This is a genomic window from Peribacillus sp. JNUCC 23 (genome assembly GCF_053653995.1).
In genome coordinates this window covers 1276174-1295698 of the sequence record NZ_CM132202.1, presented here as the reverse complement: position 1 = coordinate 1295698, position 19525 = coordinate 1276174, and the positions used below count along the sequence as shown (strand labels likewise).

The 19525-nt window shown below is 37.9% G+C and carries 17 protein-coding genes; 5 read left to right on the top strand and 12 right to left on the bottom strand.

The genetic code is table 11. The annotated features are described in order from the left end of the window. Positions 1-11: 11 nt before the first annotated feature. The 6 genes from JNUCC23_RS06195 to JNUCC23_RS06170 all read right to left on the bottom strand — a co-directional run bounded on the left by JNUCC23_RS06195 (position 12) and on the right by JNUCC23_RS06170 (position 6476). Complete coding sequence (locus JNUCC23_RS06195; protein ID WP_403072550.1) at positions 12-1040, bottom strand: serine hydrolase domain-containing protein; 1029 nt, start codon at positions 1038-1040, stop codon at positions 12-14. A 148-nt stretch (positions 1041-1188) separates the two neighbouring features. After that, complete coding sequence (locus JNUCC23_RS06190; RefSeq protein WP_403072547.1) at positions 1189-2934, bottom strand: CocE/NonD family hydrolase; 1746 nt, start codon at positions 2932-2934, stop codon at positions 1189-1191. A gap of 101 nt (positions 2935-3035) precedes the next feature. Continuing rightward, the gene (locus tag JNUCC23_RS06185; RefSeq protein ID WP_403072544.1) at positions 3036-3719 is read right to left on the bottom strand and encodes an ABC transporter permease; all 684 of its coding nucleotides are present in this window, start codon (positions 3717-3719) and stop codon (positions 3036-3038) included. Positions 3720-3736: 17 nt separating this feature from the next. Beyond that, positions 3737-4651, bottom strand: coding sequence for an osmoprotectant ABC transporter substrate-binding protein (locus JNUCC23_RS06180; RefSeq protein WP_403072541.1), 915 nt, complete (start codon positions 4649-4651; stop codon positions 3737-3739). A gap of 18 nt (positions 4652-4669) precedes the next feature. Then, positions 4670-5323, bottom strand: a complete 654-nt coding sequence (locus tag JNUCC23_RS06175; RefSeq protein WP_403072538.1) for an ABC transporter permease — start codon at positions 5321-5323, stop codon at positions 4670-4672. 19 nt (positions 5324-5342) lie between these two features. Then, complete coding sequence (locus tag JNUCC23_RS06170; RefSeq protein WP_403072535.1) at positions 5343-6476, bottom strand: betaine/proline/choline family ABC transporter ATP-binding protein; 1134 nt, start codon at positions 6474-6476, stop codon at positions 5343-5345. Between the two features lie 292 nt (positions 6477-6768). On the opposite strand from JNUCC23_RS06170, the gene JNUCC23_RS06165 reads away from it, so the two are divergent. The 4 genes from JNUCC23_RS06165 to JNUCC23_RS06150 all read left to right on the top strand — a co-directional run bounded on the left by JNUCC23_RS06165 (position 6769) and on the right by JNUCC23_RS06150 (position 10077). Next, on the top strand, positions 6769-7305 hold the full coding sequence (locus JNUCC23_RS06165; protein WP_454214830.1) for a GbsR/MarR family transcriptional regulator: 537 nt from the start codon (positions 6769-6771) through the stop codon (positions 7303-7305). A 419-nt stretch (positions 7306-7724) separates the two neighbouring features. Further along, entirely contained in the window at positions 7725-8618 is an 894-nt protein-coding gene (locus tag JNUCC23_RS06160; protein WP_454214828.1) for a 3-keto-5-aminohexanoate cleavage protein, read from the top strand. Between the two features lies 1 nt (position 8619). Beyond that, positions 8620-9582: an L-carnitine dehydrogenase gene (locus JNUCC23_RS06155; protein ID WP_403072526.1), complete on the top strand. Its 963-nt coding sequence runs from the start codon at positions 8620-8622 to the stop codon at positions 9580-9582. A gap of 18 nt (positions 9583-9600) precedes the next feature. Beyond that, complete coding sequence (locus tag JNUCC23_RS06150; RefSeq protein WP_062182417.1) at positions 9601-10077, top strand: thioesterase family protein; 477 nt, start codon at positions 9601-9603, stop codon at positions 10075-10077. Positions 10078-10492: 415 nt separating this feature from the next. On the opposite strand, the gene JNUCC23_RS06145 is transcribed toward JNUCC23_RS06150, so the two are convergent. From JNUCC23_RS06145 to JNUCC23_RS06120, 6 genes are all read right to left on the bottom strand, one after another. Further along, positions 10493-11392 carry a glycerophosphodiester phosphodiesterase gene (locus JNUCC23_RS06145; RefSeq protein ID WP_454214825.1) on the bottom strand — a complete coding sequence of 300 codons (900 nt, stop codon included), beginning with the start codon at positions 11390-11392 and terminating at the stop codon, positions 10493-10495. Positions 11393-11922: 530 nt separating this feature from the next. After that, the gene (locus tag JNUCC23_RS06140; RefSeq protein ID WP_403072519.1) at positions 11923-12690 is read right to left on the bottom strand and encodes a glycerophosphodiester phosphodiesterase; all 768 of its coding nucleotides are present in this window, start codon (positions 12688-12690) and stop codon (positions 11923-11925) included. A 156-nt stretch (positions 12691-12846) separates the two neighbouring features. After that, the gene (locus JNUCC23_RS06135) at positions 12847-14190 is read right to left on the bottom strand and encodes an ABC transporter substrate-binding protein (protein WP_403072516.1); all 1344 of its coding nucleotides are present in this window, start codon (positions 14188-14190) and stop codon (positions 12847-12849) included. A gap of 51 nt (positions 14191-14241) precedes the next feature. Further along, entirely contained in the window at positions 14242-15060 is an 819-nt protein-coding gene (locus tag JNUCC23_RS06130; protein ID WP_403072513.1) for a carbohydrate ABC transporter permease, read from the bottom strand. Then, positions 15057-15995 (bottom strand): carbohydrate ABC transporter permease, encoded by a 939-nt coding sequence (locus tag JNUCC23_RS06125; RefSeq protein ID WP_403072510.1) that lies wholly within the window; start codon positions 15993-15995, stop codon positions 15057-15059. Before JNUCC23_RS06125 ends, JNUCC23_RS06130 begins: the two co-directional genes overlap by 4 nt. Further along, on the bottom strand, positions 15992-17119 hold the full coding sequence (locus JNUCC23_RS06120) for an ABC transporter ATP-binding protein (RefSeq protein WP_062182432.1): 1128 nt from the start codon (positions 17117-17119) through the stop codon (positions 15992-15994). The genes JNUCC23_RS06125 and JNUCC23_RS06120 overlap by 4 nt, the downstream gene beginning before the upstream one ends. A 605-nt stretch (positions 17120-17724) precedes the next feature. Between JNUCC23_RS06120 and JNUCC23_RS06115 the strand changes: the two genes are divergently transcribed. Continuing rightward, positions 17725-19458 (top strand): ABC transporter ATP-binding protein, encoded by a 1734-nt coding sequence (locus JNUCC23_RS06115; protein ID WP_403072506.1) that lies wholly within the window; start codon positions 17725-17727, stop codon positions 19456-19458. Positions 19459-19525: the final 67 nt, after the last annotated feature.

Genomic DNA, 19525 nt, shown 5'->3' with positions numbered 1-19525 from the left:
CAAAATATCGGTTATCCCTCCATATATTCTTCTATTGCTTTCATTACTTGATAAGAACCTGAACATTTGTTTGAAGGAATTGCAACGATAATCCCAAATTCAGGATATACCGCTGAATGGAAGCTCACACCAGGATCATAGCCCATTACATGATATTTGTAGATGGAATGATTCCGTTTGTTAATCCAAACCCCATACCCGTAATCTACTCCCTCTTTCACATGAATGTGTGAAGTCAAAAGCAAATTCGTATTTGTTTCATTTAATAGCTGAAAATTAAATAATGCTTCCCAAAGCTTAATCATGTCCGGAGCAGTAATATAGGCTCCTCCATCTGCACCACCTTGGATAGGAATTGAGTAGACATTCGTTTTCCATGTCCCATCCTCATGATCGATGTATCCGTAAGATGTGTTTTTAGGAAGCTGATCTAAAGAAAAATAACCAGAATCATTCATTCCACATCGTTTAAAAACATTCTTTACAACATAGTCTGAAAAAGAACAGCCTGTTTGTTGCTCAACAATCAACCCTAGAACTATGAATGCAGCATTATTATAATGAAATTTCTCTCCAGGCTTGAACATCATGTTGCCATTTTGGAAAAGTGGTAGAAAATCTTTTAAACTTTTTAATAGATACATAGGTGTTGCCTTCCAAAGATCTTCAAAGTCAGCCATTATCTCTTCATCAAAATAGTCTGGAATTCCTGAGCTATGTGTTAAGAGATGGTGGATCAATACATTTTCATTAAAATGAGGGAATTCTATATCCAAACAGTCTTTAAGTCGTGTATCAAAAGATAATTGGCCATTTTCAACTAATTGGCAGATCGCAATTGCAGTAAACAACTTACAACCTGAAGCGATGCTAAAGCGTGTATGAATGGTATTCAGCTGTTCATCCACGCGATTGGCAAAACCAGATGCTGACTCCAATATCACTTCAGTTTCATCCTTAACTATGACAACTCCAGAAAAATCCTCATTGTTCAAGAGCTTTTCAATCGATGTATTAATCTTTAAATCTCTATTCTTCATCTTCTACACCACCATCTAATAATTTGCCTTTAATTATTAAATTTCGCTTGTATATTTTTCTGGTAATAATTCCAACACATTGCACTTCACTATTTTATCTTTATAATGAAAAAAATTGCTAATAAATAGCAATTTTTTTGATATCATTTTAGTTTTCAATGCATGGGATGACCGGTAACAAAATATGAGAGGGGTACTCTTCATTGTGATAAATGGTTTGGTTAGCTGTCTGATACTTTGTGGCTTCCAGCATCGTTGTACCATTGTTAAAATTCACATCGAAGCGTGGAAAGTTACTGGACGAAATCTCCACTCTTATTTGGTGGCCAGGCAGAAACACATTACTGGTTGCCCATAAATCGATCTCATATTGAACGACTTCATCATTTATGGCTTCTTCCTGCTTCTGTCCATTTCGATACGTCGTACGAACAATACCATCTGTTAAATTATAAGCTCTTCCATCGGGCATAACGTCGATTAATTTCGCGGTAAAGTCCGTGTCTTGCGCATCTGTTTTTGCCCAAAGCTTCACTTTGATTGGGCCTGTCACTTCAAGTGCTCGCTCTAAAGGCTCTGATGTATAAACTAATACATCATCTCTTTTTTCAATTTCTCGCTGATCAAGAGGTCCCAACGTGTTAACACCGGAAAACAAGGTTGCTCCCCCATTTGATGGAACTGGATTCGCAGGATCATACACAAATGTATCGACTGGTTCATTTTCCGGCTTTTCAAACCTTAAACGCCCATCACCAAAGCGAGTATTTGCTCCCCCCTCACTATGTAAATAAAAAGGAGTATACTTTGTTCGAGCTAACGGCCATTCATTTTCACTACGCCACTTATTAATCCCCATAACAAACAATTTAATCGGCGCTTCTTCAAACACAGTCGAATTCTTGTCTTTTAACCAATGATCAAACCATCGAATATGTAAATTAGTCAAGTCTTCTTTTTGATCAATCCAATCGCCAGATGCATGAATGCCAAAAGACCTTTCACCTAGTACAGAACTAAATAAACCGTGTCCCCATGGACCAATAATTAATTTTTGATCGGATTCCACCATGTCACTCAACTTCGTATAATTTTGAAGCGTTGCTTGTAAAAAGTTATCATACCAGCCAGCAATATGATAAGCCGGAACTTCGATATTGTGATATTTGTTTGTAATATTCACTCGATCCCATTGATCTTCACTCCATGTATCACCAACAAGATCATAAAAGAAGCCAGCTACTCCTAGCTCTTTGAGTGGAGGCCAATCCTGAATTGGCTTGTAATGATACCATTCTTCTATCCGATTGTCATATTCCGCCATTTTCCCCATCATCTCAGCATACTTTTTCGGATCTTTATACTTTCTACTAATCTGATCTGGTGCAACTGATTGAAGTGCCCATGTTTCTGAAGAACCGACCAAGAACTTCCCACCCTTTTCTACTGTGTTCTCACGCCAGTCATATAACGTCATGGCAGGAGCAATCGCATGCAAATGTGGTGGCCGTTCCGTAGCAGCCAGCAACTGCGTAAAGCCATAATAGGACAAACCAAACATCCCCACTTTTCCATTTGAAAAAGAGAGTTTTGCCGCCCATTCCACCGTGTCATATCCATCTTCCGCTTCATGTAAAAATGGGACAAAATCTCCTTCAGATGCAAAGCGTCCTCTGACATCCTGAACAATGACTACATATCCATTTTGCACCATTCGATTTGTATCGAGATACCGATGTGAATACATAGGCAAAGCTTTATTATAAGGCAGTCGGGTCAGCAGAACCGGAAAAGTTCCTTCCTTATTAGGGCGATAAATGTCTGCATATAGAACCGTACCATCCCGTAACGTACAAGGAACATCTTTCTCTAGTAAAATTTGTACAATAGTCACATGAGTTCCTCCTTTTTTCCTCTCTAAGAGCTTGTTCAAAAAGGCTGGTAAAAAGTTTACAATTTCTTCGTCGCTCATTAATGACCTGCTGTTAAGAAAGGCTATACTGCGAGCTCTTCAACTTGCTTTACGGTACCCTTTCTCTTTTTCATGGGTGATAACTTTCGTTCTATCCAACCCATCACAACATCAGCGATAATGGCCATCAAAGCGGTAGGGATTGCCCCTGCTAAAATAAGCGCTGTCCCATCTGTAGCATTTGTACCTCGTAAAATGATATCACCTAATCCGCCAGCACCAATGAACGTACCAATGGTCGCAATACCTATTGTAATAACTAACGCAGTTCGTAATCCTGCCATAATAACTGACAAAGCAAGCGGTAGCTCAACCATTCGTAACACTTGTAACTTGGTCATCCCCATCGCTTTCCCGGACTCTAGTAAAGCATGATCAACATTTCGAATGCCTGTATACGTGTTTTTTATAATTGGTAAAAGGGAATAGAGAAACAGAGCAAACACAACTGTATTCGTTCCAAGTCCCATTACCAACATAAGCACAGCTAACATGGCCAATGCCGGGATCGTTTGTATAATGTTTGCTAAAGACATGACCCAGATACTTAACTTATGGTATCTGGCAATTAAGATTCCAAGCGGTATTGCAACGATCGCTGCTAAAATCACACCATAAGCAGCCATTAAAAAATGCCGATAAAATTGTTCCCATACATATCCTGTGTTTTGAGAATAATAATATAAAACCTCCTGTATCGTTTCCATTAATAGTCACCCCCTAATTATTCAAAGTAATTGTGTTCTTCCAAAAACTCTTTTGCGATGATTAATGGTTCCTTCATTTTTCCATCAGCAGCATAGTTCAACTCTTGCATTTTTTCTGTATCAATTGTACCTGCTAGTTTTTGAAGGATATCTCTGAGACCTGGGTGTTTGTCTAATACATCATTACTCGCAACAACTGACGTATCATATGGTGGAAAAAAGTACTTATCGTCCTCTAATACTTTTAAATCAAATGCCTTAATACGGCCATCTGTTGTATAAGCAAGCACAACATCCATCTTTCCGTTCGCTGCCGCTTGATAAACTAAACCGATCTGCATCGGATACGTTTTGCCAAATTCAAACCCATACTCTAAGACGAAACCCTCATACCCATCTCCCTTTCGTTTCAACCAGGCATTATCAACGCCTAATTTCAACTCAGAAACAAATGGTTCTAAATCGGATACTGTGTTCAAGTTTTCTTTTTCAGCTAATTCTCTCGTGACAGTAAATGCATAAGAGTTAGCAAACCCATATGAATCAAACCATGTTTGATCAAATCGTTCTTCAAATTCACGTTGCACAATTTCAAGTGCTTCCTGTGGATCGTTTACCGGCTCCATTCCTAACGCACCCGCTAAGTCTGTTCCTGTATAACGTGTCGCAGTAATATCAACATCTCCGCTCATCATCGCTTTATGTTGGACGATCGATGAACCTAAATTATTGACCATTTCAACGTGGACATCCGAGTAATGTTCAATCATAAGGCGAACGATATTCCCCATAATCTGTGATTCTGACGTACCCAATGTCCCGACAGTAACTGTATTCTTAGCCGGTCCACTCAAGCCAGGAAGAGAACAACCACTAATGAAAACAGTCAAAGAGACGAATGCAACTAGTAAACTCTTATTTATTTTTAACACGTTTCATGCTCCCCCTACCTAAACGGCTTCTTTCATTTTTCTAATTCCCTTAGGTGTTACTTTTTCTTCAATACGACCTAAAAGAAGATCAACCAATAAGGCTAAAATAGTAACCGGAACCGCTCCAGCAACAATGAATTCGGCTTGGTATAAGTTAAGACCACTAAAAATGTAATCACCTAGTCCACCAGCTCCAATATAAGCAGCTAAAGTTGCCCAACCAATTAAATATACAGTGGACAAACGAATACCTGCCATAATAATAGGAATTGCTAGTGGCACTTCGACGTAACGGATACGTTCCCATCCAGTCATACCCATCCCGCGTCCTGCTTCAAGCAAACTACGTTTAACACCATTGACACCTGTATATGTGTTCCTCAAGATAGGTAGGACTGAATAGAAAAATAAAGCGATAATAGCTGGAACTTTACCAACACCTAGAATTGGAATAAAAAAGGCTAAAATTGCAAAACTCGGAAACGTTTGAATAACACCTAAAATCCCCATCACAAAGCCGGCACCTTTTGGAAAACGAGTTAGCGCAACCCCAAGTGGAACAGCTATAATGATCCCTAATAGTGCCGCAATTAATGATATATATAAATGTTCCCAAGTTTTAAATAACATTTCGCCGCCATAATTAGTAAAAAACTCAATAATACGATCCATCACCTCTCCCTCCTTTCAATTATTGTTCAATCTCTTCTTCGCCCCAAATAGAATCATAGACAATATCAACAAGACTTGCCCTTGTAACAATCCCAACAAGACGTTGTTTTTGATCAATAACAGGAACATATTTCATCCCTTTTTTCAAGATTTTTCGAATTGTATCACGAACCAGTGTATCTTTATCAACTGTTAGTAATTCTGTTACCAGTACATCCCCAACATGTGTCGCTTTTTTACGGGATTGATCAATGATTTCAACATCAATATACCCTTTAAGCATCTGCTCTTCATCAATAACCAGTAAAGAATCTACCCTTTGTTGCTTCATTATTTGAATGGCTTCAGATAATGTTCTGTCCTCTGTCACAGTAACAGGTTTTGAGTTCATGATCTGCCCAACTGTTTGAATATTAGGTCTAGCTTGAACTAACCGTTCCTTCCCAATAAATTCTTCAACAAAATCATTTACCGGATTTCGTAATATTTCATCAGGAGTACCTACCTGTACCAATTGACCATCTCGCAATATCACAAGCTGATCAGCCAATTTAAGGGCTTCGTCCATATCATGCGTAACGAACACAATTGTTTTCCCTAGTTTTTGTTGCAATTTTTTGAACTCTTCTTGTAAAGCATCTCTGGTAATAGGATCTAACGCACCAAATGGCTCATCCATTAAAATAAGGGACTGATCAGCTGCCAATGCTCGTAGCACACCAATACGTTGTTGTTGCCCACCACTTAGTTCATGTGGAAAGCGGTCTAAGTATTCTGGTGTCATATCAACAAGTTCTAACAACTCTCTTGCACGTGTACGACGTTTTTCTTCCGGCCATTTCAACAATTTTGGAACGAGTGAAATATTTTCTTGAATCGTCATATGAGGGAATAGTCCAATTTGTTGAATTACATACCCAATTTCGCGTCTAAGTTGTACTGGATCTTTTTCTAAAATGTTTTCTCCATTAATATAAATGCTTCCTTCAGAAGGTTCGATTAAGCGGTTAATCATTTTCATTGTTGTCGTTTTACCACAGCCACTTGGTCCGATAAAAACAATAAATTCTCCTTTTTTAAACTCTAAGGATAAGTCGTTAACTGCCTTTTTTCCTCCCTTATACATTTTCGAAACGTGGTCAAATTTCAGCAAATGTAAGACACCTCCATTATTTTCCTTACATCAATCTATTTAATGTAAGGACTTAACCGTGAAAAATTTTTAGTGACCTCTTAAGTGTAAAGTAAAGTTTGTAAATTAAAAAGTTTACAAATTGTACAAATTGTACGAAATTTACGTAAACTTTTCATTGCACAAAGTTTAAGCAAGACATTCCTTATAAATGCTCGTCAATCTGTTCATTTCCTTCCAATTACTAATTTTCCAGTTTTACTCAAATGTGATACAGTGACATATGCAGCTGGCAATTGGAAGGATGATCGTTGTGGATGAAAAGCAAATTAGTAAAATTAAACAAGCGGAAGATCAATTTGTCGAGAAAATTGCGGATAATATGCACACATTCGGGATCTCAACAACAGTTGGCCGAGTGCTTGGTATTATCTATATGAATAGAAAAGCGATGACCCTTGATGAATTATCAGAAGCAACAGGCATGAGTAAAACGCGCATGAGCCAAGTGGTTCGTGAAATGCTAGATCTCAATATTGCTGAAAAAGTCTTTGAAAAAGGCGTCCGTAAAGACCTTTATAATGTTGAGCAAGACTATTACCAGACCTTTGTTTCGTTATTCACTTCCAACTGGCAAAAGACCATAAAAAAAAATAAACTGTTCGAGAAAAAATTATCAACCGAATTAAAGGCCATGCTCGAGAATGAAACCTTAACAGAAGAAATAGAGCAAAAAGTCAATGACTTACTCAAAGAAACAAAGGAATGGTTGGATTATTACCATTGGTTAACACGCTTAGTCGATTTCTTTGATAGCGGGGAAATTTTCAAGCATGTTCCAAAATCATAATTCATTTCTAAAATGGAAGATAAATTAAATATACCTGTGATCTGAACCTAATTAGAGGTGGAATAATAGCAAACTAAAACACGTTGCCCATGCCGCCTTAATCTTATTACGAACTATTTTGAATTTAGTAATAAGGTAAGCGGGTTCCGGTCCTTTATTTAAAAAGAAAATGGTGAAACACTGTCCATTTTCTTTTTTTTGTACAAGTGCGGGTTCAAAAAGGAAGATAAAAGAGCAAAGAAGTTCTGTTAGCGATAGTCTGCGCGTATACAATAATACGTGAGGACTGGACTTGCTTGCACAGGACGTGCGCGATTTTAACAGAAGGTCATTCATGAGCATTCACAAGCTTCTTTACCGGACTTTTTGAACAACCTCTACAAGTGAATGTTTTTAAAAAGAAGAACAGGAGGATCGATATGAGTAAAAAAGTAATCGTAACATCCGCAGTAACTGGTGCAGGCGATACAACAAAAAAGAGCCATCATGTTCCAATCACACCTAAGGAAATTGCAAATGCTGCGATTGAATCAGCAAAAGCTGGAGCGACAATCGCCCATATCCATGTCCGCGATCCAAAAACCGGTGCTCTAAGTCATGATCCGCAACTTTTTCGTGAAGTGGTGGAACGAGTCCGTGAATCCGACACTGATGTCATTCTTAACCTTACAGCAGGTGGTGGTGGTGACTGGATTCCTAGCCAAGAAGACCCAGCAGTCGGTGGGCCAGGAACTGACATCCAAACACCTGAGGAACGTCATGAACCTGTTGGTACATTATTACCAGAGATTTGTACACTTGATTGTGGCAGCCTTAACTTTGGCAATCAACTTTATATAAGCCCAACTAACTGGCTTCGCAAACAAGCTCGTCTCATTCAACAATGTGGTGTTAAGCCAGAATTGGAATGCTTTGATACTGGGCATCTTCGCTTTGCTAAACAATTAGTGGATGAAGGTCTTATTGACGGGGATCCTATGTTTCAATTTTGCCTAGGTATTCCTTGGGGAGCTGATGCGGATGCGGAAACAATGCTATACATGCGAGATAAGCTTCCCAAAAATGCTCACTGGTCTGCATTTGGGATCGGACGCCATCAAATGCCAATAGCGATTCAATCAATGCTGCTTGGTGGAAATGTCCGCGTAGGTCTCGAAGACAACCTTTACCTTGATAAAGGGGTATTTGCAACAAATGGCCAGTTAGTAGAAAAAGTTATCACAATCATGGATGGTCTTGGTACCAAGCCGATGACACCTCAAGAAGCAAGAATACACCTCAAATTAAATAATCCTCACGGAAAGGCTGAATAGTATGGATTCAAATTTGATCAAACAAGTAACCGTTGTTGGTACAGGAGTTATCGGGAATGGCTGGATTACTCGTTTTCTTGCTCAAGGCTATGATGTAATCGCAACAGATCCAGCAGAAACTGCTGAGGCACGCATGCGAACAGCAATCGATAAAGCATGGCCAGCTCTTGAAAAAAAAGGGTTAGCTGCCGGAGCTTCAAAAGATCGACTTATATTTGAACCTAATCTTACAAAAGCCATCGCGAACGCAGATCTCATTCAAGAAAACGCACCAGAACGCGAAGCATTAAAACAAACACTATTAGCAATGATCGATCAACATGCAAAACCCGATGCGATCATTGCATCAAGTACATCTGGCATTATGCCTACCACATTACAGGAAAAATGCGAAAAACCAGAACGTGTCATTGTTGCTCATCCGTTCAACCCAGTGTATTTAGTGCCACTTGTAGAAATTGTTGGTGGGAAAAATACTTCCTCTGACGTTATAAAACGGGCAGAACATTTCTATGAATCAATCGGGATGAAACCGCTTGTTATATCTAACGAAATCGAAGGGCATATTGCGGATCGTCTTATGGAAGCAATTTGGCGCGAAGCATTACATCTTGTAAATGACGGCATCGCTACAACAGAAGAAATAGATGCGGCAATTGTTTATGGTCCTGGGTTACGCTGGGCATTAATGGGACCTTTCTTAACCCTGCACCTCGCTGGCGGTGAACAAGGGATGAAGCATATGCTCGAACAATTTGGACCTGCATTAAAACTTCCTTGGACCAAACTCGTTGCACCTGAACTAACGGAGGGGCTAACGAATAAAGTTGTGGCTGGCTGTGAACAGCAAACAGCTGGACATCCAATATCTCAACTTGAACAGCGTCGTGATGATTTTCTGATCGAACTCCTTCAACTACTAGAAAAATATTGGCCAGGAGCAAACTTAAGCGGGAAAGTATAAAGGGAGGAAGGGTGCGAAATGTCTCAAACCGTAAAACCGTTGCTAGAAGACATCGTTCGAAAGGATTGGATCGACTATAACGGACATATGACTGATGCTGCTTATGCAATCGTATTTAGCATGGCCGTTGATCGTCTAATGATCGTGTTAGGGATCAATGCTGACTTTCGTAATCAATATCATTATTCGATCTATACATTAGAAACACATCTCCTGTTTATAAAAGAGGCACATGAAGGTCAAGGCCTTCGTGTCACAATCCATCTGTTAGACCACGACGCCAAACGACTACATGTATTTTTCGTCATGGAAAATGACCAGGGTGATCGCTTAGCAACAAGTGAACAAATGTTGATGGGAATGGACATGACCGAAGGACGCCCTGCTCCGTTTCCAGCATCTATCAAAACACGGGTTGAAAATATGGCAAACGATTATCAGTCCCACCCCATGCCTAATGAGGCTGGTCGGAAGATTGGAATCCGTAAGAATTAATTAAAACATTCCCTCCTGATGTCTCTCAGGGATCTTTGTTACGGGCTATTCATAAGCGCAACTCGGAGAAATAGTGCAAAAATCCAATCAGTGGGGGGGGCTTCATCCCCCACCTACGCTTCATTAAGATTCAGGTTCTATAGGTAATATCCTTCCTCTTGTGCAAGAAAACAGGACTATATACAACTGCCCCATTAAGGAAATGGTAATCCATACATATCGACCTTCTCATATCCCTAAAAAGTCCTTTTCTCCGCTTTAATAAAGGCTCTTTTTGACGAGTTTCTTCTATTTTTAGAGTCGATCATCAGCACCCGTGATAAATAGATTCCGTCCACTCAACAGTTCCCTTCAACTTTTCAAAACAAATCTTACCCAAGGGCTTTTTATATGGCTTTTACTATGTTGTCCACTATTACTCATAATTTGTCGGGGCTGGAACTTCTTTGCTTACCTGAACTAGCCGGTCAGCCATATCCGTAAACGCACCTGTAATGCCATACCCGATTAACTTTTTCATATCTTCTTGGTTATCAATTGTGTACGGATGGATCCACAAGCCAGCCTTTCTTATCGTATGAATGTAGTTTTTATCAATCTTTCGATAGTTCGGTCCAACCCCACTTGCATACTCTTTCCATCTCTTGATTTGACTATTTGAGACTTTGGCTCTCCCTTGGTATTTTATCAATTGAATGAGCGGAATATCTGGATTACTTGCATGAATCCTGCGAAGGCTTTTTTCGCTAAATGATTGAATGATTACTCTTCCTTTTATAGCATCTGAACCTATTAATCCATTTTCATTTAATATTTTGAGTAATTCTTTTTCCATACCTGGATATTTGTCTGGATTCTTCGTTTCGATATAATAATTGGCTGTTTCTCCAAACGTATCAATAATTTCGTCTAATGAAGGAACCTTCAAATTCTCGTAAACTGAATCGGCAAACTTCTTATGTTCTATGTTAAACCATGACCCCGCATCAAGCTCTTGAAGTTCTGCGAGTGTATAAGTAGATACTTTTCCTTTACCGTTGGTAGTCCGATCAACCAAGTCATCATGCATTGCAACTAACTTTCCATCTTTCGTCATCTGCAAATCGATTTCCAAATAATCCGCACCTAGTTTTAAAGCAAGTTCATAAGAAGGAATTGTATGCTCGGGAGCATATCCTGAAGCACCGCGGTGTCCGATCACAATAAACGAATTCATGTCAACTTCTGCTCGGTTCTGCATCCATTGACTATCTATTGTGACATACACTCCGAAAATGAAAAATAAACAGATAATAGTAGGCAATATTTTTTTCATCTCGGTTATCTCCTTCATAAAATGATTTACAACACCCTAAAATTGAAGGTTTTCAACTTCCAGTTATTTATACAATAGAATCTGATAAAAAGCTAGAAAGGCAAGTTACAGGTATTTTGTAACCAGCACAAAAAATTTTAATCAATCTTTTCTATCTTTCACCTATATACCTTCGTAATAAACACACTTGTTCAATATTGTTTATTACACTAGTTTTATGATTCGTTCATTCAAAGGAGATGCGGTAGTTGAAGTAAATGAAACTTCCAAGTATTTCAAAACCCAAAAATAGGTAGTACGCTTGAACTCCGTGACATTAAAAATAAAAGCAGATGGAAAAGCGGAGGTCTATTACAAGATCCCCCTTACTCCATCTGCTCATTATTTAGCTTGTTTTATCAACGCAGCACTCCACATGCATTCGTGATTACTTGAATTGAATCGTTCCTCAAATAATTACATAGATATTTAACAGCGTATTTCTTTCGGGTTGTGCTAGTCATCAGGTATCTTAAAACAAAAATCTGAAATCAAAATTTTACTGAATGAGCATTTCTTAAGAAAAGAGCTTCCTTTGGAAAATCTGTCATAATGGTATCTATATTATTCATGTTTACTAGTTGTTCCATTTCTTTTGGATCATTTACTGTCCACGCTCTGATCTTAAAATCATCTGCACTGATACCATAATTCCCTTTGTTTAATAGTAAATCTTTATGAAGATGTAATCCTTCTAATGCTAAACTTTGAATATATTCAGAAGGACGGCTGAGTTCATAAACTAATAACCATGCAATTCTTGTATTTGGCTCAAGTTTTTTCAATTTTAGTATAGTTGGTAAATGAAATGAAGAATAAATTACTTTATCGGCGTAATCAAATTGATGAACAATCGCTAAAACCTTTTCCTCAATCCCATCGTAAGGAAACATATCTGTTTTCAATTCTATATTTAATTCAATTTGATAAGGTGTAATCATTTCTAAGACTTCTTCTAGGGTTGGTATACGTTCTTTAGACCAAACATGTTTATCAAATAAGGCTAAATTAGAGAATTTTACTCCTGCACTAAACTGTTTTAATTCTTGTAGAGTATAGTCCTTGACATAACCTGTACCATCTGTCGTTCTATCGATCGTTTCATCATGAATCACTACTAATTCTCCGTCTTTTGTCAATTGTACATCGAGTTCAATACCATCTACCCCCCACTCACATGCCTGAAGGAATCCCAATAGAGTGTTTTCTGGCATAGTGCCCATACTTCCACGGTGGCCAAATATTTTAGTTTGAATCATGATTAACACAATCCTTCCTTTTCTAATTTTCCCCAATAAAATTGATTAAACTTACCAAATGAGGCCGCCCCTTGTACTTAGGGATAATGAAATAGAGAACAAAGCATTTTTTCGCTTTATTCTCTTTCTTTTTGCTTTATCAACGATCATTAAAAATTACTTTCCTCTTGCTGCATTAGATTGTTCAATCGCTGCATTCACCTGTTCAACCGCACTATTGAATGCTTCATCTACATCTCCACCGTTATAAACTGTTTCAAGTGCGGTTTCGATAATTTTACGTTCTGCCGGAATCATATCCATTAATGCACCTTGTGTCGCAAAAGACGGTTTTGTCGCTTGAAGCTGTTGTACAGAAACTTGTAATTGTGGCATTTCTTTGTATGCATCTTTAACAACTTGCTCATCATAAGCAGCTGGATTAATGGCAAAGTAGCCTGTTCCTACATGCCATTTAGCCTGTACTGCTGGTGTTTGTAAATATTTCATAAATTCCCAAGCTGCATTTTGTTCTGCTTCTTCTTTGCCGCTTGACATCCATAAACTTGCACCGCCAATTGCAACACCTTGACGTTCTTCAGCTTCAGGGTGAGGTAAGAAAGCTACGCCCACTTCAAAAGGAGCATTGTCAATCACGTCTCTTGAAGAAGCTGATGATTGTAAGAACATCGCTACATCGCCTGCTAAGAAACCAGAAAGCATATTATCAGAGTTTGTTCCATAGTTTGCAAAAGTTCCAGCATCCGTCATTCTTTTTGCCCATTCAAAGATTGATTTCCCTTTTTCATTATCAAATTCGACTGCTGTAGGTGTATCTGTGCGACCATTGTCGTTATTTAACAGTAATCCACCTTGATTAGCTAATAACTCTTCAAATAACCAACCATATGCTTGTAAAGCGAATCCTTTCATTTGGTCATTACTTTTAACAATTTTCTTACCTGCTTCTTCTACTTCTTCAAACGTTTCTGGAGCTTTTTCAGGATCTAATCCAGCTTTTTTAAATGCATCTTTATTGTAGTACATGACAGGTGTTGAGGAGTTAAAAGGCATGGAATAGAATTTGTCATCTACTTTGTAATAGTTAATAATATTTTCTTCGAGACCACTCATATCATAATTTTCAGCATCAATAAATTTTTGAATAGCTTCAATATTCCCACTATTAATCATAGACATTGAACCAATTTCTTGTACTTGAATCATGGTTGGAGCATCTTTCGTTCCACCAACACTATGAAACTTCGGAAGTGACTCTTCATACGTTCCTTGGAATTCTGCATTTACTTGAACCTTATCTTGGGAATTATTATATTCCTCTACAATACTATTTAATGTTTCTTGAGGCACGCCACTCATGGAATGCCAGAATGTAACAACTTGTTTGTCATCTTTTTCAGATGTAGATCCTTTCTCAGTACTTGATGTTTGATTTGAACCACAACCAGCTAGAATCACTAATAGACTTGCCATAATTAAAGCGAAAAACTTTTTTATCATTGTAATAGTCTCCTTTAGTTTTTTTCTATTTGATAATCATTGAACCCATCGTTATTTAAGTGCACCTTCAGCTAACCCTTTTTGGAGTCTCTTTTGCCCTACGAATAATAAAATCAGCGTAGGAATGGCCACAACCATGGCACCAGCCATTACAACTCCCCATTGATTGACTGTTTCTTGTGATTGCAATTGCTTTAAGCCAATTTGAACGGTTCGTACATGATCATTTGTTGTGGATAAAAGCGGCCATAAGTACATATTCCAAGCCGTTAAGAAGCCATAAAGTGCTAATGTAACTAGACTTGTTTTTGCAACGGGTAATACGACTGTTAAATAAAATTTAAAATGGCCCATCCCAGCAATTTCACTTGCTTCTTTAAGTTCTTTAGGAATTTGTTTAAATGTTTGTCTTAATAAAAAAGTACCAAATGCGGTAGCCAAGAAAGGCAAGGCCAACCCTGGATATGTATCTAATAAATTCATCCCTTTAATCGTTTGAAAATTCGGGATAATCGACGCTTCAAATGGGATCATCATGGTTGCAATAAACAAAAAGAATAAAGCATCCCTCCCTTTAAATTTCAGAAAAACAAATGCGTAAGCCGCTAAACTAGACAAGACTAACTGACCGATCATAATTAGCAGAGAAGTAATTAAACTGTTGAATAGAAATTTCAGCAATGGTAAACGTTCGAATGCCTTCACGTAATTATCAAGTGTCCAAACAGAAGGGATTATTTTACCTAACATCGCATCCTGACTATTCATAAAGCTCATCAAGAAAGCAAAGATGATCGGGACAAATACTAGGAATGCCGATACTGTGAGTAATGTATATAAGACGATTTTTTTAGAAAGAGGCATCCTCATTGATAATGGACCTTCCTTTCGCCAAGCTTGAACTGGATCACTGTCATGATGAGTATAATAACGAACAAGACGACAGCTTGTGCACTTGCTGTACCATACTGATAATTCACAAACGCTTCACGATAAATCGAGTAAACGATAAGATTTGTTTCATTACTTGGTCCACCTTTTGTTAACATATCGATTTGGCCAAAGGTTTGAAAGGCATTAATGATTGAAACAGTGACCACAAAGAATAAGGTAGGAGAAAGCATCGGGATTGTAATCCGTCGCAATTTGTAGAAAAATCCCGCACCATCTATATTTGCACTTTCATATAGATGAGAGTCAATGGATTGCAAACCACCAAGAATAATTAAAAATGTGAATCCAATATTCATCCAAACTGTTGATAATGAAACAGAAGCAAGGGCCCATTCTGGATTCGTTAACCAACCGATTTTATCAAAACCGAATGTCACTAATATTTTGTTAAAAAATCCAATACTCGGGTGAAATAAAAATAGCCAAAAAACAGAAGCTGCCGCTACAGATACCCCCATCGTGGATGAAAATATCATTCGGAAAAAGCCGATCCCTTTTATCTTTTCATTTGCAATAACTGCCAAAAACAAGCTTACAATAATCGTTCCCGGCACTGTAAATAAAACAAATAAAAATGTTGATGTTAAACTTTTCATAAATATTGGAGATGTGAAGATATCGATATAATTTTGCATTCCAACAAAAACTGTTGTTATACCTGCTTGATTTGTTAAAAAGAAACTTAAATATACCGTGCGGATCATTGGATAAAATATAAAAATACTAAATAAAAGTAATGAGGGTAATAAGAATAAAAGGCCTTTCAAGAAAACTTTTTTACGCTGTTGTTTTTTTAACTCCTCGAAATGAACTTGATTATACTCAAACGGCATAGCAGATTCTGTATTCATTGTGCGATGACCTCTTGCTCTTGATTTTGTTCTTGATATGCGGGTTGTATTAATTGACCATTTTCTGCATCAAAGAAACAAAAATTTCGAACTGAAATGTTAACTGGAACCTTATCACCCGGATTAATCGCCCATTGGCCCGGCCATTTGGCATTCCATAGATGGCCTCCTAATTCTTCAAAAACAATAATCGTTTCATTTCCTAACTGCTCCACACCAACAACTTCTAAATAATTAGTTGCATCTTGTTCAGTTGCTGGATAAATATGTTCTGCTCTAATGCCAATCATTGTCTTTTTGTCTGCTGGTATATGTATTAAATCTGACGGACTTAAATTAAACGTAAGCTTGTCCTCCACTTTAATTTGACGATTCTCAACGAATAACTCAGCTTTTCCCATATTCATCTTTGGGGAGCCAATAAAAGAGGCTACAAATGTATTGGCTGGTTCGTTATATAAAGTAATCGGTTTTCCAACCTGCTGTACTTTCCCATCATTCAAAACCATAATCCTGTCACCCATTGTCATTGCTTCGACTTGATCATGGGTGACATAGATCATTGTGAGACCCAACTTTCTTTGCAATCTACGAATTTCAACGCGCATATGCGCCCGCAATTTGGCATCTAAATTTGATAGTGGTTCATCCATTAAGCAAAGTGGTGCTTCACTTACAACTGACCTAGCTAATGCCACTCTCTGCCTTTGGCCACCAGATAGTTCCTTAGGTTTTCTTTTCAATAATTCACTTAAACCGATCATTTCTGCCGTTTCCATGAGTCTTCTTTTTTGTTCTTTTTTATTAACCTTCTTAACATCTAAACCAAAAAGTATATTTTGCTCTACTGTTAAATGTGGGTAAAGTGCATAATTTTGAAAAACCATAGATAAATTTCTATTTTTAGGTGGTAGATGATTTGCTACTTCATCATTTAGCTTCAGTACGCCTCCGGTTATTTCTTCTAACCCTGCAACCATTCTTAATAATGTGCTTTTTCCACATCCAGAGGGACCGACTAAAACAAAGAACTCCCCCTTGTTAATCGAAAGATTAATTTCATCTAATACATTTGTATGTTTATCATACGACTTTGATATATCCATCAATTCTACGTGCTTCATTTTTCAACCTCCATCTTTCGTCAGACCCATTTAAACATATTTTCATACTAAAATAATGGGGTTTACCAATTCATTACATAAAAGTTAAACCTTTTAAATTGTAAGCGATTTATGTAAATTAATTTACAATCTCTTAACACAAAAGACGCTTAGACAATCTGTCTAAGCGTCTTTTACAAATGCAAGCAGCGTTGAAACCTTATCTCAATATGATACGGTTCAAAGGAACACATAGTGAAACTATTATCAGTGAAGGTTTTCCTCATCTCCCACCTATGTTTCCAATGCCTCCTACAAATTTATTTTGTACCACGAAGGTTAGTAGCCATTTCCGGCTCTGGTCTAACGATTGTACTCTAATTTCTTGATGAATCAACGGCTAGATTGCATCCATAAGAGACATAAGGATTAATAAATGTCATAAAGCCACTACAAGATTTGAGCAATACCCTTTTGGTTACCTAAGCGCAATGCTTGAAGGAAGACTCGAGGCTAACATATTATTGACATGAGACCTCATGCTGATCATAATGGAAGAACTGCAGTTGAAAACCCTCCACTCTCCACCGACAATAGATAGATCGCAATGATAGGAGTTCTAGACAATGAAAAATCAAAAAAGTGGCTTAAAGCCATTTATTTCCCTAATTTTATCAACGAATATCCCGAAAGTCGCACTTATTATTGGTTTAACAGCAAGCCTTCTAACAACTATTGCAGGCCTTGTCGTGCCATTACTGACAAAAAATTTAGTAGATGGGTTTTCGGTCGCATCATTAAGTGTTCCACTCATAATCGGCATTGGGGCAGCTTTTATTATCCAAGCGATCATAAGCGGAATCTCCATTTATTTATTAAGCCTAGTCGGCCATAAAATTGTCGCAAGGCTTCGTGATCGCATGTGGCTAAAACTGATTCGATTGCCAGTAACTTATTTTGATAAACAATCCAGTGGGGAAACAGTGAGTCGAGTCGTTAATGATACAAGTGTTGTGCGAGATTTAATTTCGAATCACTTCCCTCAATTTATTACAGGTATTATTTCGATTATTGGTGCCATTGTCATCTTACTTGTCATGGATTGGAAAATGACACTTCTGATGTTAATTTCTGTACCAATAACATTAGTCATCATGATTCCACTCGGTCGAAAAATGGCAAAAATCTCACGTGGTTTACAAGATGAAACAGCCACTTTCACAGGACAAATTCAACAAACACTTAGTGAAATTCGTTTAATGAAATCCTCAACCGCTGAACAAAATGAAGAAACAAATGGGTTAACAGGCATTGAGAAATTACTTGGTTACGGATTAAAGGAAGCACGTATTTTTGCTTTAATCGGTCCAATTATGTACCTCGTCATTATGGTTGTCATTGTAATGATTATTGGGTATGGCGGTATGCGGGTAGCAAATGGATCGATGTCAACTGGTTCACTTATCGCCTTTTTACTTTATTTATTCCAAATTATTATGCCGATCACATCCTTTGCGATGTTCTTTACACAATTACAAAAAGCAAAAGGTGCGACAGAGCGAATTATCGAGATTTTGGAATTACCATTAGAATCTGGCCAAGATGGCATAGAAATGGATATTACAAACGAGCCAATTCAAGTTTCAAACGTGTCCTTTGCTTATAGTGAGGGTGAACCTGTTCTAGAAAATATTTCACTTGAAGCTCAACCTGGCGAAATGATCGCTTTTGCTGGACCAAGCGGAAGCGGTAAAACAACGATGTTTGGCTTACTTGAACGATTTTACGAACCGACTACAGGAGAAATACGAATCGGCAACACGCCAATAAATCAATTATCACTTGATTCATGGCGCAGTCAAATTGGTTATGTATCACAAGAAAGTGCTATGATGGCTGGGACAATTCGCGAAAATTTATGTTATGGTTTGAACGATTCAACACAAATATCTGATGAACGTCTATGGGAAGTCGCTAAAATGGCATACGCTGACCAGTTTATTGAAGATTTCCCGAAAGGATTGGACACGGAAGTGGGTGAGCGTGGTGTGAAACTATCTGGTGGGCAAAGACAACGGATCGCTATCGCCCGTGCTTTTTTACGAGACCCTAAAATTCTCATGATGGATGAAGCAACAGCAAGCTTAGATAGCCAATCAGAAAGTGTTGTCCAACAAGCATTAACACGATTAATGGAAGGACGTACTACATTCGTCATCGCTCATCGATTATCCACAATCGTCGATGCTGATAAAATCATATTCATCGAAAGAGGACAAGTAACAGGCATTGGTACACATCAGGATTTAACTCTATCACATGACTTATATCGTGAATTCGCCGAGCAACAGTTGGCATAGATAGGAAAATAATAAAGTTTCTGTTAAAATAAAATGATTAAAACAAGGGCGTTACTCTAACAGTAGT